Source organism: Bradyrhizobium sp. SZCCT0148, from assembly GCF_018129985.1.
In the GTDB taxonomy this organism is placed as follows: domain Bacteria; phylum Pseudomonadota; class Alphaproteobacteria; order Rhizobiales; family Xanthobacteraceae; genus Bradyrhizobium; species Bradyrhizobium japonicum_H.
The window spans coordinates 427,905-441,041 of the sequence record NZ_JAFCKT010000002.1; the positions used below are offsets into that span (position 1 = coordinate 427,905).

Genomic DNA, 13,137 nt, shown 5'->3' on the forward strand with positions numbered 1-13,137 from the left:
GCCATGACCCCGCCCGCTGCTGCACGCGCCACGCAAGCCTCCGCCACCCTGCGCGACCGTCTGAAAGACCCCTCGCTCCTGAAGGAGGCCTGCTACATCGACGGCGCCTGGGTCGGCTCGCCGGTGTTCGCAGTGAACAATCCCGCGACCGGCGTCGAGCTTGCAAAAGTCCCGCAGCTTGGTGCCGACGAGACCACCAAGGCGGTCGAGGCCGCGCAGCGGGCCTTTCCGGGCTGGGCCAAGCACACCGCCAAGCAGCGCTCCAACATCCTGCGCAAATGGTTCGAGCTGATCACCGCCAACCGCGAGGATCTCGCGCTGATCCTCACCTCCGAGCAGGGCAAGCCGCTCTCCGAAGCGCTCGGCGAGGTCGATATCGGCGCCGCCTATATCGAGTTCTTCGCCGAGGAAGCCCGCCGCGTCTATGGCGAGACCATTCCGACGCAGCGGCCCGACGCGCGGCTGCTTGCGATCAAGCAGCCGATCGGCGTCTGCGGCGCGATCACGCCGTGGAATTTCCCCAACTCGATGATCACGCGCAAGGTCTCCCCGGCGCTCGCCGCCGGCTGCACCGTGGTGCTGAAGCCGGCCAACGAGACGCCGCTCTCCGCGCTGGCGCTGGCCGTGCTCGCCGAGAAGGCCGGGATCCCCAAGGGCGTGCTCAACATTGTCACGGGTGATGCGCCGCCGATCGGCAAGGTTCTGTGCGAGCATCCGGCGGTGCGCTTCGTCGGCTTCACCGGTTCGACCGCGGTCGGCAAGATCCTCTATCAACAAGCCTCCGTCGGCGTGAAGCGCCTCGGCCTCGAACTCGGCGGCAATGCGCCCTTCGTGGTGTTCGACGACGCCGACATCGACGCGGCGGTCGAAGGCGCCATCGTCTCGAAGTACCGCAACATGGGCCAGACCTGTGTCTGCGCCAACCGCCTCTACGCCCAGGACAAGATTTACGACGAGTTTGTGCAGAAGCTGTCCAAGAAGGTCGCCACGATGAAGATCGGCGACGGCACCGAGAGCGGCGTCACCCAGGGCCCGCTGATCAACATGAAGGCGGTCGACAAGGTCGAGCGCCACATCGCCGATGCCGTCAAGCGCGGCGCCAAGGTCGTCACCGGCGGCAAGCGTAGTGAGCTCGGGCGTTCGTTCTTCGAGCCGACCGTGCTGGCCGACGTCAAGTCGGACTCGCTGGTGGCGCATGAGGAAACCTTCGGTCCGCTGGCGCCGGTGATCCGCTTCAAGGACGAAGCCGATGTGATCGCGATGTGCAACGCCTCGCCGTTTGGCCTGGCGTCCTACTTCTACTCCCGCGATCTCGGCCGCGTCTGGCGCGTCGCCGAGGCGCTGGAGTCCGGCATGGTCGGCGTCAACACGGGCTTGATCACCACCGAAGTCGCGCCCTTCGGCGGCGTCAAGGAAAGCGGTCTCGGCCGTGAAGGCTCGCGTCACGGCATGGAGGAATATGTCGAGATCAAATACGTGATGATGGCGGGGGTTTAGCCCCCCGGCGTCGCTTGACGCAGGTCAAAAGGCCTCGGGCAGGACCGCCTAACCTGACGCGCGCGGCATCACAGGGATGGCGCGCGCGCAGGGTTGCGGCTCCCTCATGCTGACGAGGACCTCTTTCATCCCGGGTGAGATGCGGCTTCTCGGCCGTTTCTGGCAAAGTGCCTCGGGATACTGGCGCGGACCGACGGCGTGGACGGCCTGGCTGCTGGTGATCGCGTTGATCATCGACGTCGTGCTGCAGCTCCTGACGCAATATGGCCTGAACTTCTGGAATCGCGACTTCTTCAACGCCATCGGCCGGAAGGATCGAGCGGAGCTGCTGTCGCTGGCGCTCCGTTTTCTGCCGCTGGCTGCGGCCAGCATCGCCCTGGTCGTGTTCTCGGTGTGGGCGCGGATGACCCTGCAGCGTTCCTGGCGCGAATGGTTGAGCAATCGGCTCTATAGCGACTGGCTGGTGGATGATCGTGGTCCGGAGCGGAGTGCCATCGAGGGACATCACGAGGCGCCTGAGTATCGCATCGCGGAGGATGCCAAGGTCGCGACGGATCTCCCGGTCGATTTGGTCAACGGCCTGCTGCAATCCGTGCTCACGATTGCAACCTTCGTTGGAGTGCTATGGTCGGTCGGGGGGAGCCTCACAGTCCATTTCGACGGCATCACCTTGGCAATTCCCGGCTACCTCGTCTTCGCCGTGGTCGCGTATTCCGCGCTGCTGGTGATCGGCATCTGGCTGACGGCCGGGCGTCTGACCCGGGTCATCGAGGAAAACAAGCGCATGGAAGCCGAATTGCGGGCGATCGGCACGCATGTGCGCGAGACCCGCGAAGGCAAAGTGGTGCAGGAGGCCGGCATCAACGATCGCCACGCCGTCGGCGCCGCCTTGAAAGCGGTGATTGCCATCTGGCGAATCTACTGCTGGCAATTGATGCGAATGACACTGGTCACCTATACGGGTCTGTTGGTGACGCCGGTGGTTGGCCTGCTGCTCTGCCTGCCCAAATACCTCGACGACACCATGACCCTCGGCGAAGTGGTCCAGGCGTCGGCGGCGTTCGTCGTCGTCCAGACCGCATTCAACTGGTTCACGGACAATTACACCAAGCTCGCGGAATGGACGGCGTCCGCCAACAGGGTTGCCGAACTCTTGCTTGCGTTAGATGTGGATCGCTCGCCTGGCGCTCAAGCCAGTCGCCGGTCGATCACTGCCGGACGCACTGTGCCGTCGGGCGATGAAGTTCCAAGCTAGTCGGTAGTTTGGAATTAGCGAACGAGCGCATCTTCTCGACCTCATGAGCAGGCACGGAAAGCTTGCTCTTCTGAAGGGGACAAAGTCGTTTTCGACAGTTGCATAAAGCCCAGCTATCGAGCGACCAGTAGCAAATCGCCCTGGGCTGAAAGAGGTCTATGATGCATTTTGAGCTAAGCCGCTGAGATTGAGAGATAATTCCACTTTTTCCCGGGTCGCGGTAGCCGTGGTTCTTGCCGAGACATCTCTGCGTTCGTCCACCAGCTGAGCACGTCCAATGGGTGCGCGCCCTGGACCTCACCCGGCCGGGGCATGTCCGCATTCTCGCCGTGCCGGCTACTGCATTGGGGCGAATCCGGGGGTGGGCCTTGATGTTGCTCCCTCCTTAAGGTCTTGTGTTCCAATTGAATTTGCCGGCGTGCCGGCTGGATTGGCGCACCCTATGTATATCGCGAAACGACTCATCGTGCCGCTGTCGCTGGTTCTGCTTGTGGTCGGCCTCGCCGCGCTGCTCGCCGTTGTCGGCATGACCGTGTGGCTCGGCGATCGCGCGAACGAGCATTTCGATGATGTCGTCAGATTGCGTGACGTCCGGGTCGCCGCGGTGGAGCTTCGCAGCGCGGTCCAGTCGGCGGAATCGAGCCAACGCGGTTTGCTGCTGACCGGCAACCAGATCTATCTCTCACCCTATGGGGCGGCAAAGACATCGGCAAACCGGCAGCTCGATAATTTGAAGCGAAATCTCGGCGACGACCCGCAATTCGCCGCGGTGTTGAAACGGCTTGATGTCCTCACGGCCGACAAGTTCGCGGAAATGGACCGGACCATCGCGCTGAAGATTGACAGGCAGGACGACGAGGCGCTCGCCATCACCAACACCAATCGCGGCAAGGCGCTGATGGACGAATTGAACCTGTTCGTCTCGGGCATTGTCCGGACCATGGACAACCGTCTCACGTCGGGCGTCGTGCAGCAAAGGGCTAATGCCACCAATTTGAGGTTCGCGTCGATCGCGGCGTCGATCCTGATTGTCCTGGTCGTCGGCGCGGTGACCGTGACGCTGCTGCGTTACACCAGGGAGTTGACGCAAGCGCGCGACGAGGTCGCGGCGCTTAACGTGTCTCTTGAGGACCGGGTCAGGCACCGAACCGACGCGCTTGCGAGGGCCAACGAAGAGATGAAGCGTTTCACGCATCTCGTGTCGCACGACATTCGCGCTCCGCTGGTCAGCATAGTCGGGTTCTCCTCGGAGCTCGCCGAGGGAGCGAGGGATCTTGCGCAATACCTGGAGCACCCGGGCATTGGTGCGAACGACCCGGAATTGCAGCATGCCAGGAAGATCACCTCGGAAGACATGCCTGAAGCCATCGGCTTTATCCGCAAGTCGGCATCAAAGATGGAGGCCCTTCTGAACGCCGTGCTCCTGCTGTCACGGGACGGGCGCCGCGATCCAAGGCCGGAGGACGTGGACCTCGAGCGGACTATTGCGTCGAGTGCGGCTGCGATCCAGCACCAGATTTCGGCAGCGGGTGGAAAGGTCGACACCCAATTCCAGGTCAGGTCGATAGTGACCGATCGGCTTTCGCTGGAGCAGGTGATCGGCAACCTGCTCGACAACGCCGTCAAGTACCGCGCGGCGGGACGACCGCTCCAGGTTAAGGTCAGCAGCACGCCGCTGCCGGGCGACCGGGTCGCGATCGAGGTTGCCGACAACGGCCGCGGCATAGCTCCGCAGGATGTGGGCCGGATTTTCGAACTGTTCCGGAGGGTCGGCAAGCTTGACCAGACCGGAGAGGGTGTGGGGCTCGCCTATGCGAGAACAGTCCTGCGAAACCTTGGGGGCGATATCACCGCGACCTCCGAACTGGATCAGGGTACGACTTTCCGGATAGTCTTGCCGCGCAAGCTGGATATTCCATCGGTGGCCGACAGTGTGTCCGCATGAAATCTGACCGACGCAATTGGCTCTCGGCCCTTGTGGCTTGCGCGTTTGTTGCCTGTTGTGCAGGCGCATGGGCCGAGGAGGGACCGGCCGGGATCACGTTGCCGCGCGTGTTTGGCCCATTCGATCGCAATGCCGCAGCTTGCAGTCGTCCTCCGCTGAACAAGTCTCTTGCGTTCGCGCAGGACAACGACCGCGAGTTCATCAAGGGCATTTCGAGAGGCCTTGCAATGGCTGCAAGGGACCGAGGCCTGAGTTTTTCCGCGTCGGTCGCAGACAACAGCGCGGAGAAGATGATCGGTCAGGTCGAAGGCTTCCGCAATGCGCGAACCGGCGGACTTGTTATTGCGCCGGTCGATCCCGCCGCGCTGGCGCCGGCGTTGCGGAAGACGATCTGGCAAGGCGCCTATGTCGGCGCCGTCGTGCCGCCACCGGCCACGTCGCTGTTGAATGCGCCCCAATATCTCACGGGCAAGACGCTCGGCGATGCGGCGGCGAGCTACATTCGGGGCAAGCTTGCCGGCAAGGCCAACGTCGTGATCCTGACTCACGACAGCCTGCAGTTTCTTGCCCCGCGTTTCGTGGCGATGCGCGATGTATTGAAGGACATTCCCGGCGCCGATATCGTTGCAGACATTTCCCCTCCGACGGTGAACAAGGAAGGAGGCTACAGGATGATGCAGACCATCCTGCTGGCACATCCAGATGTGGATGTCGTGCTGGGAGCCGATACCGTCGTCCTTGGTGCTCTGCAAGCGGTTAGGGAGGCCGGCAAGGAAAGGCCGGATCAGTTCTTCGGCGGCATCGATGGTGAGGTCGAAGCCGTCACTGAAATCAAGAAGGGCGGCCCTTACAAGATCAGCATCAGCCTCGCATCCTCGGTGTTTGGCTACGCCATGGGGCAGCATGCGGCCGACTGGCTGGAGGGCAAGAGCATTCCGCAGGCCATGGACATCCTTCCGAGCGCGCTGACGGCAGGCAATATCGGTCAATACGAAGCCGACCTGGCAAATCCCGCGGCCGTGTTCAACGATCCCGCGCGCCGGGATGCTTACCTCAGGATGTACGGAAATATCTGCTACGACACGCGCGACCAGTACGTGAGCTTTCCGTGGTCTTCAGAAGGAAGGTAGCTTGGTCACCGCCGCAGCACCGCGATCGTCCGGTTCGCAAATGTCAGTCGCTCTGCCATGACCGACACGAAATAGGTCAGTAGCTTGTGGCTGAGTGCGGGGTCCTCGTCCCTGATTGCGTCGAACTGGCGCGTGTTGAGCACGTAGAGCACGCTGTCGACCTCGGCCTGGATCGTCGCGCTGCGCGGCGTGTTCGACACCAGTCCCATCTCACCGATCGTGGTGTAGCGGCCGAGGCTGCGAACGCGCGTGGTGCGATCTTCCTCGGCGGGGACCATGATGCCCACGCGTCCCTCCAGGATGAAGTGCATGGAATCGGCGGGGTCGCCGGCCCTCACGATGATCTCGCCGGCCTCGACCTCGATACGGTGGCAGCGGTGGATCAGCCTGTCGGCATCATCCTCGCTGTTGAGGATTCGTGTGAACCAGCCGCGCAGGCTGGCCTCCTCCCGCTCCAGCCCCTGATGCTGCGCGATGAGCTCGTTCTCGCACCATTCCAGCGCATGGTCGAGCTCGGGAATGATGGTGACGCCGTCGCCGACGAAGTCGCTGGAGCGCAGCACCTTCTCCGCCGCGGCGGGCAGATGCACCAGAATCAGCTCGACGCCGAGGTCATGCGCGCTGCGCTTGATCTGGGCAAAGCTGTAGGCAGCCGACGAATCGACACCGGTGACGAGCTTGAAATCGAACAGCAGATAGCGGCATTCCGGACGCTCCTGCAGCAGTTTTTTGACATGCTGGTAGAGCCGGTTGGCGGAGCCGAAGAACAGGTAGCTCTGGAGATTGAGACCCTGAATTTTGCCGCCATGGGCCAGCAGCACCTCCTGGTCGTCGCGCGAGCGATCGAGCGACGAGCGAAACTCGGCGCCGTCAAAGCTGTACTTGATCGACTCGACCCGGGCCGCGCTGAACGCAAACGTCGCGCAGCCGATGATCACGCCGATCAGGATGCCCGGGACGAAGCCCCAGGCCACGATGATGATGATGATGGCGATGAGCGAGAGATATTCGAGCTTCGACAGCCGTTTGCGCGATTCGATGATCCATTTGTGCAACTGGTCGGCGCCCAGATAGAGCAGCAGGCCACCGAGTACGAATTTCGGCATGAAGCCGAGAAGCTCGGGCGCGACTGCGAGCATAAGTAGCGACATGGCCGCAACGGTGAATCCGGACAGGCGTCCGCGGCCGCCAGCGCCGAAGTTGAGGATCGACCGGCTCACCGAGATGCAGCCGGCGTAACCGCCGAGCGCACCGGTCAACATGTTCGCGACGCCTGTGACGTTCAGCTCGCGCTCCAGGTTGGCTTCGCGATGCACGGCGAGTTCGATACCGGTGGTATTGAACAGCGTGCTCGACGCAGCGACGAAAATGACGGCAACGAGGTTGCCGAGCAAGTCCGGTACCGCCGACCACGGATATCGCGCCAGCTCGTCGACGTGCCAGGGCAGCATGAAGGCCGCCTGCGGAGGAGGCCGGAAGGTCCAGCCCAGGGCACGCGCCTGCTCCAGCGAGATACCCGAGACCCAGAACGCCACATGAGCGGTAAGCATGCCGCCGATCAGGATGATCGGCAACCCGAATGGGCTACGCGAGCGGTGCCAGGTCAGATACAGCACCAGCGCCATCGCGCAGGCCGCACCCAGCTCCAACAGCGCGACGCCATTGGCGACGCGCTGGAGCGTCGCGAACTCCACGGGATGATCGGTGATGACACGGATCGCACCCATGACGATCACAAATCCGGTGGCGCCGAGAAAGCCGCCGACCACGGGGTAAGGCACGTAGCGGATGGCGCGTCCCATTCGCGTCAGGCCCAATCCGCACAGCACGAATCCAGTCAGGATCGTCGACAGACCGAGCGTGATCAGAACGGACGTGAGCAGTGGTGCAGGCAGGTTGGCCGTCTCGATGCGCTCGACCAGCGAGGCCGCCAGGATGCCTGTCATGGCGGCGGTCGAGCTGTCGGGTGCGGCAATTGCAAAAGGCAGGGAACTGCCCAGCGCGATCACGGCCGCCAGTACGGCGGAGCTGATAAAGGTCGCCGCGATGCCGAAAGAAAGATAGGGCGACAGAGGGCCAGCGAAGATCAGCAGCGAATAGGACAGCCCGAAGGTGACGGTCAGGACGCTGGCGGCGCTGCCGCCCAATATATCGTTGAGCGCGCGCTTGAGAGACGGTTTGAAACGGGGAGCCGGGCTGAAAATGATCGCTGGATCGGTCACGCCGGTGCGTTCGCCCCCTGAAAGGTCCTGTTCCAGACGTAGACGACTGCAGGTTTAACGCAACTGGATTCTTGTAGCTACGAGGTACTCAGGCAGTTCTGGCGATGTCTCGTAGCGATACGATCGATGGCTTGTGAAGGGGCAATTATCCGAAGTGGCGGGCAGGGGACGCCACCCCAACGTCATTGCGAGCGCCGGGAACCAAATCCAGCATCGTCCCAAGGGGTGGCGACGGCGCTAGAGCTTCAGCTCTTTCCCCGTCACCCGCCGATACGCTTCGAGATACCGCTTGCTCGTCGCCTCCACCACGCTGTCCGGCAACGGTGGCGGTGGGGCGTCGCCGTTCCAGCGGCCGGCGCGGCGTTCGACGTCGAGATAGTCGCGCAAGGGCTGCTTGTCGAAGCTCGCCTGCGGCTGGCCGGGCTTGTAGGCGTCCACTGCCCAGAAGCGGGAGGAGTCCGGCGTCATCACCTCGTCGATCAGGATGATGCGGCCGTCCTTGTCGCAGCCGAACTCGAACTTGGTGTCGGCGATGATGATGCCCTGCTCGCGCGCCAGCTCCTCGCCGAGCGTGTAGATCGCGCGCGTCATGCTCTCGAGCGTGTAGGCGGTCTCGTCGCCGACGACCTCGCGCATCTTCGCGATCGTGATGTTCTCGTCATGGCCCGTCTCGGCCTTGGTTGCCGGGCTGAAGATCGCCGGCTCCAGCTTCTCGCTCTCGACGAGGCCCGCCTTCAGCTTCTCGCCCGCCAGCGTGCCGCTGGCGGCGTATTCCTTCCAGGCCGAACCGGAGAGATAACCGCGGATCACGCATTCGATCGGGAATACGGTGGTGCGCTTGCAGAGCATGGCGCGGCCGAGAAGCTCGGCGCGGTGCGGCTTCAACGCCGGCACGGCCGCGATGATCTCGTCGGTGTCGGCGCTGATCATGTGGTGCGGCACCACACCCTCGAGCTCGTTGAACCAGAACGCGCTGATTTGCGTCAGCACCGCGCCCTTCATCGGGATGGTCTCGCCCATCACGACGTCGAAGGCGCTGATGCGGTCGGTGGTGAGCAGCAGCAGGCGATCGTCATCGACGGCATAGATATCGCGCACCTTGCCGCGTCCGATCTTGGGCAGGGGCAGGTCGCTGGAGAGCATGGTGGTCATCGCAAGGCTTTCGCAGACTTGGCCTTCAGGCAGAACTTGGCTTTCAGGCAGCACTTCCGGCCGCGACTGATGGCGCGGCCCGCAACCGGATTAGCCTATTCCGGCAGCGGAATGAACTCATGTTCCTGCGGAACCGCAGCAAAACGGCCGGTTTTCCAGTCCTGCTTGGCCTGCTCGATCCGCTCCTTGCTGGAGGAGACGAAATTCCACCAGACGTGGCGCGGACCCTCCAGCGCATCGCCGCCGAGAAACATCATCCGGGTGGCCCTCACGGCCTTTACGGTGATGCGGTCGCCCGGACGGAAGATCAGCAGCCGCGGCGCCTCGTAACGCTCGTTCGCGATCTCGACCTCGCCGTCGACGATATAGATCGCGCGCTCCTCATGATCGGGGTCGAGCGGCACGCTCGCACCTTCCACTGTCGTGACCTCGGTGTAGAACCAGGGCGAGACCATCGACACAGGCGAGGTGATGCCGAACGATGAGCCCGCGATCACTTTCGCGGTGAAGTCGCGCTCGGAGATAACAGGCAGGTCGACCGAGCCGTAGTGCTGGAAGGACGGCGCGATCTCTTCGGAGCCTGCCGGCAGCGCGATCCAGCTTTGCAGGCCGAGCATCTTCTGGCCCGAGGCGCGCTGCACCTCCGGGGTGCGCTCGGAATGTGCGATGCCGCGCCCCGCGGTCATGAGGTTCATCGCGCCAGGCTGGATCTCCTGGACGTTGCCCTCGCTGTCACGGTGCATGATCGCGCCGTCGAACAGATAGGTGACGGTGGCCAGACCGATATGCGGATGCGGGCGCACGTCCATGCCCTTGCCGGAGACGAACTGCACCGGGCCGAAATGATCGAAGAAGATGAAGGGCCCGACCATCTGCCGCTTGCCGTGCGGCAGCGCGCGCCGCACCTGAAAGCCGTCGCCCAAGTCGCGCGTCCGCGGCACGATGACGAGATCGAGCGCATCGCAGGACATGGGATCGCCGAGCACGGGATCGTTCGAGGGCTGCCAGCTCATGGTGAATTCCTTCTCTGTTGCGGCGATCTTAACAGGATTTGACGGCCCCGTCGCGACGCCGCATCGCCGCGACGGTCTATTTGCCGTCATTGCGCGATATCGGCGAGACCAAATCCGGAAACAGGAGCGGGCGATGGTTTCTCTGTTATGATCCATCTTGAAAAGCGCCGCCTGACGAAGGATGTTCGGTTGATGTCAACCGCGACCGATCGCATCACCCGATGACCCCTGCGGCAACAGAGCTCGCCTTCCGCGCCGCCTCCGTGGCGTTGCTGCTCGTGCTGGCTGCGTCACTGTTCCAGGGTTTTCGCAACGTGCTGGCGGCCCGGCTCGGTGCGGCTTTAGCGCTCGGCTCGGCTGCGCATGCGGCGAGCTATTCGGTGGATGTCACGTCACCGGTCCCGCTCTGGCATACACCGCTGGTCGCGTTGTCGACCGGCACCATCGTGGTGTTCTGGCTGTTCACCCGCGCTCTGTTCGACGACGAGTTTCGCCTCCGCTGGTGGCACGGATGCATCTGGGCGCTGGTGACGGCTTTCAGCTTCGCAGGCTGCGTCTGGATTGCGCCCAGCGGCCATGTGCGCTTCTCGGTGACGGTGGTCAATCTGATCGTGCTCGGCTTCATTGCGCTTGCGGTCGCGCAGATGATCGCCTCCTGGCCGGCCGACCTGGTCGAGCGCCGCCGCAGCGCTCGGGTTTTCGTCGTCTGCGCCGTCGCGCTCTATGGCGGATTGAACGCTATGCTCCAGATCGCAGCCGCCGGCTTTCACCTCGGGGATGCCGCCGAAACCGTCAATGCCGGCGCGCTCACCTGTACTGTTGCGGCGATCGTGTATGCCATGATGCGCGTGGACGGAGCGGACCTGTTTCCGGCTCTAGTGGAGCCGGAACCAGCGATTGCTTCCAGCCAGCCTGCGACCGAGGATGCCGCCGACCAGAAGCTGATCGATGCCCTGATGCGCTTGATGGCGGACGAGCGGATCTATCGCCACGAGAACATCACCATCGGGGTGCTCGCCGGCCGGCTTAAAATCCCGGAGTATCGGCTGCGCCGGTTGATCAACCAGCGGCTCGGCTACCGAAATTTCAATGTGTTCCTGAACAACCACCGCATCGAGGAGGCGAAGGCCGCGCTGGCCGATCCCGCCCAGGCCCAGGTCCCCGTCATTACCATTGCGATGGATGCGGGCTTCCAGTCGCTCGGCCCCTTCAACCGCGCATTCAAGGCGATAACGGGCGTGACGCCGACCGAATACCGGCGCCTCAAGGTGAACGCGATCTAGATTTTTAGGCCATTGGAATCACGTAGAAATTTCGAAATCGGCTGGTCCTGGCCAGTTTCGACGATGTCATTTTTCAAATCCGGCGAGCGCGTTTCGCCCACCTCCGGCCTGCTCTCCGCACTCGCCTCGAAGCCGGAGAAAGCCCGTGACCCGTCGCCGCAAGATCATCCTCGCCACCACCGCCATCGCCTGTGTCGGCCTCGCGCTCGGCGCGGCGCGCGCCCGCGACGTGCCGAAGGTTGCGACCGGCTTCATCGCCGACACGCTCTGCTCGGAGACCTTCGTCTCCGGCCTGGATCCCATGCGCAACCTCGCCGAAACCAGCGACGCGATGCCGGGCACCGGGCTCCTGACTTGGGCGATGAATCTGCAGATCGACCGCGCGCGCAAGGACGTTACGGTGACCCTGTTCGGGATCGGCCGCAGCCACGCTGTCTATCGCGAAGGCCTCGGCTGCACGCTGGAGCACGGCGAGGGAATCACCGACGTGGCGTTGCCGCCCGATGAGAAGCAGCCCGCATTGCTGCCGGAGATCGCCGGCCCGTCGATCGTGCCGTCGCAAAGCGAGGGGCTGTCAGCCGCGCTCGACCGCGCCTTCACCGAACCCGCACAGTCGCCTCACCGCCGCACCCGCGCCATCGTCGTGATGAAGGCCGGCCGCGTCATCGCCGAGCGCTACGCCGACGGCATCGGCCCGGAGACGCAGCTGCTCGGCTTCTCCATGACGAAGTCGGTGATTTCGGCGCTGACAGGCGTGCTGGTGCGCCAGGGTAAATTGAAGCTCGACGGGCCCGCGCCGGTCGCCGCGTGGGGACATCCTGACGATCCACGTCACGCCATCACCGTCGATCAGTTGTTGCGGCACACTGCGGGCCTTGCGCTTGGCAGCTCATTGGAGGCCTCGCTTGGCTCGGCCTTCGAGCCGGTCAACCGGATGAAGTTCGTGGAGGCCGACATGGCCGCCTATGCCGCGAGCATCCCGCTCAAGACCGCGCCCGGCACGGCGTGGAACTATCATGACGGCAACACCCTCATCCTCTCGCGTCTGATCCGCAACGCGGCGGGTGGCGGTCCCGCAGACGCGCTGCGCTTCGCGCGCCGCGAATTGTTTGCCCCGCTCGGCATGCGCCATGTCACGCTTCAGCTCGATGGCTCGGGCACGATCGAAGGGTCTAGCGAGATGCTCGCATCCGCGCGCGACTGGGCGCGCTTCGGCCAGCTCTATCTCAATGACGGCGTCGCTGGCGGCAAACGCATCCTGCCGGAGGGCTGGGTGAATTATTCGGTGACGGCCACGCCGAATGCGTGGGTCGGCATCGGTGCCGGCTTCTGGACCAATCAGGGCGACAGCTTTGGTGCAAACTTTCGCGTCGAGCACGGCTGGCCGCGCGATGCCTTCTTCGCAAAGGGCACGATCGGGCAGTACACCATCGTCATCCCGTCGGAGAAGCTGGTGATCGTGCGGATGGGACGCTCGCCGAACTGGCCGCCGAACGCCGACGGCGTGTTCGATCTCGTCCGCGATGTCGTGGCCGTGACACGCGAGAAGGGAAAGGTGGCGGGCGTGAATTGAACGAAGCGGAGCGCGCCTCCTTCCTTCTCCCCTTACAAGGGGAGAGGGAAAGAGAGACCCGTCGCTG

Annotated in this window: 9 protein-coding genes; 6 read left to right on the forward strand and 3 right to left on the reverse strand. The window is 63.7% G+C overall.

The annotated features are described in order from the left end of the window. The first annotated feature begins 3 nt into the window (after positions 1-3). The 4 genes from JQ580_RS10465 (at position 4) to JQ580_RS10480 (ending at position 5,827) form a co-directional block, all read left to right on the forward strand. Entirely contained in the window at positions 4-1,497 is a 1,494-nt protein-coding gene (locus JQ580_RS10465) for an NAD-dependent succinate-semialdehyde dehydrogenase (RefSeq protein ID WP_212279943.1), read from the forward strand. 76 nt (positions 1,498-1,573) lie between these two features. Further along, positions 1,574-2,752 (forward strand): SbmA/BacA-like family transporter, encoded by a 1,179-nt coding sequence (locus tag JQ580_RS10470; RefSeq protein WP_249134081.1) that lies wholly within the window; start codon positions 1,574-1,576, stop codon positions 2,750-2,752. Positions 2,753-3,194: 442 nt separating this feature from the next. After that, complete coding sequence (locus JQ580_RS10475; protein ID WP_212279945.1) at positions 3,195-4,697, forward strand: sensor histidine kinase; 1,503 nt, start codon at positions 3,195-3,197, stop codon at positions 4,695-4,697. A 107-nt stretch (positions 4,698-4,804) separates the two neighbouring features. After that, positions 4,805-5,827 (forward strand): sugar ABC transporter substrate-binding protein, encoded by a 1,023-nt coding sequence (locus JQ580_RS10480; protein WP_311982447.1) that lies wholly within the window; start codon positions 4,805-4,807, stop codon positions 5,825-5,827. 5 nt (positions 5,828-5,832) lie between these two features. On the opposite strand, the gene JQ580_RS10485 is transcribed toward JQ580_RS10480, so the two are convergent. From JQ580_RS10485 to JQ580_RS10495, 3 genes are all read right to left on the reverse strand, one after another. Continuing rightward, positions 5,833-8,049 (reverse strand): SulP family inorganic anion transporter, encoded by a 2,217-nt coding sequence (locus JQ580_RS10485; RefSeq protein WP_212279949.1) that lies wholly within the window; start codon positions 8,047-8,049, stop codon positions 5,833-5,835. Between the two features lie 237 nt (positions 8,050-8,286). Next, on the reverse strand, positions 8,287-9,201 hold the full coding sequence (locus tag JQ580_RS10490; protein ID WP_212279951.1) for a phosphoribosylaminoimidazolesuccinocarboxamide synthase: 915 nt from the start codon (positions 9,199-9,201) through the stop codon (positions 8,287-8,289). 95 nt (positions 9,202-9,296) lie between these two features. After that, on the reverse strand, positions 9,297-10,214 hold the full coding sequence (locus JQ580_RS10495; protein WP_212279953.1) for a pirin family protein: 918 nt from the start codon (positions 10,212-10,214) through the stop codon (positions 9,297-9,299). 221 nt (positions 10,215-10,435) lie between these two features. Here JQ580_RS10495 and JQ580_RS10500 point away from each other — a divergent pair, with 221 nt between their 5' ends. Both JQ580_RS10500 and JQ580_RS10505 read left to right on the forward strand, forming a co-directional pair. Further along, a complete protein-coding gene (locus tag JQ580_RS10500; protein WP_212279955.1) occupies positions 10,436-11,497 on the forward strand; it encodes a helix-turn-helix domain-containing protein in 1,062 nt (353 codons plus the stop codon). 145 nt (positions 11,498-11,642) lie between these two features. After that, complete coding sequence (locus JQ580_RS10505) at positions 11,643-13,070, forward strand: serine hydrolase domain-containing protein (protein WP_212279957.1); 1,428 nt, start codon at positions 11,643-11,645, stop codon at positions 13,068-13,070. Positions 13,071-13,137 lie beyond the last annotated feature (67 nt).

What these genes read in the sequence shown, in the direction of transcription:
- JQ580_RS10495 (WP_212279953.1), bottom strand. Translation starts at nt 10,214, where the DNA reads ATGAGCTGGCAGCCCTCGAACGATCCCGTGCTCGGCGATCCCATGTCC.
- JQ580_RS10465 (WP_212279943.1), top strand. Translation starts at nt 4, where the DNA reads ATGACCCCGCCCGCTGCTGCACGCGCCACGCAAGCCTCCGCCACCCTG.
- JQ580_RS10490 (WP_212279951.1), bottom strand. Translation starts at nt 9,201, where the DNA reads ATGACCACCATGCTCTCCAGCGACCTGCCCCTGCCCAAGATCGGACGC.
- JQ580_RS10500 (WP_212279955.1), top strand. Translation starts at nt 10,436, where the DNA reads ATGACCCCTGCGGCAACAGAGCTCGCCTTCCGCGCCGCCTCCGTGGCG.
- JQ580_RS10475 (WP_212279945.1), top strand. Translation starts at nt 3,195, where the DNA reads ATGTATATCGCGAAACGACTCATCGTGCCGCTGTCGCTGGTTCTGCTT.
- JQ580_RS10470 (WP_249134081.1), top strand. Translation starts at nt 1,574, where the DNA reads ATGGCGCGCGCGCAGGGTTGCGGCTCCCTCATGCTGACGAGGACCTCT.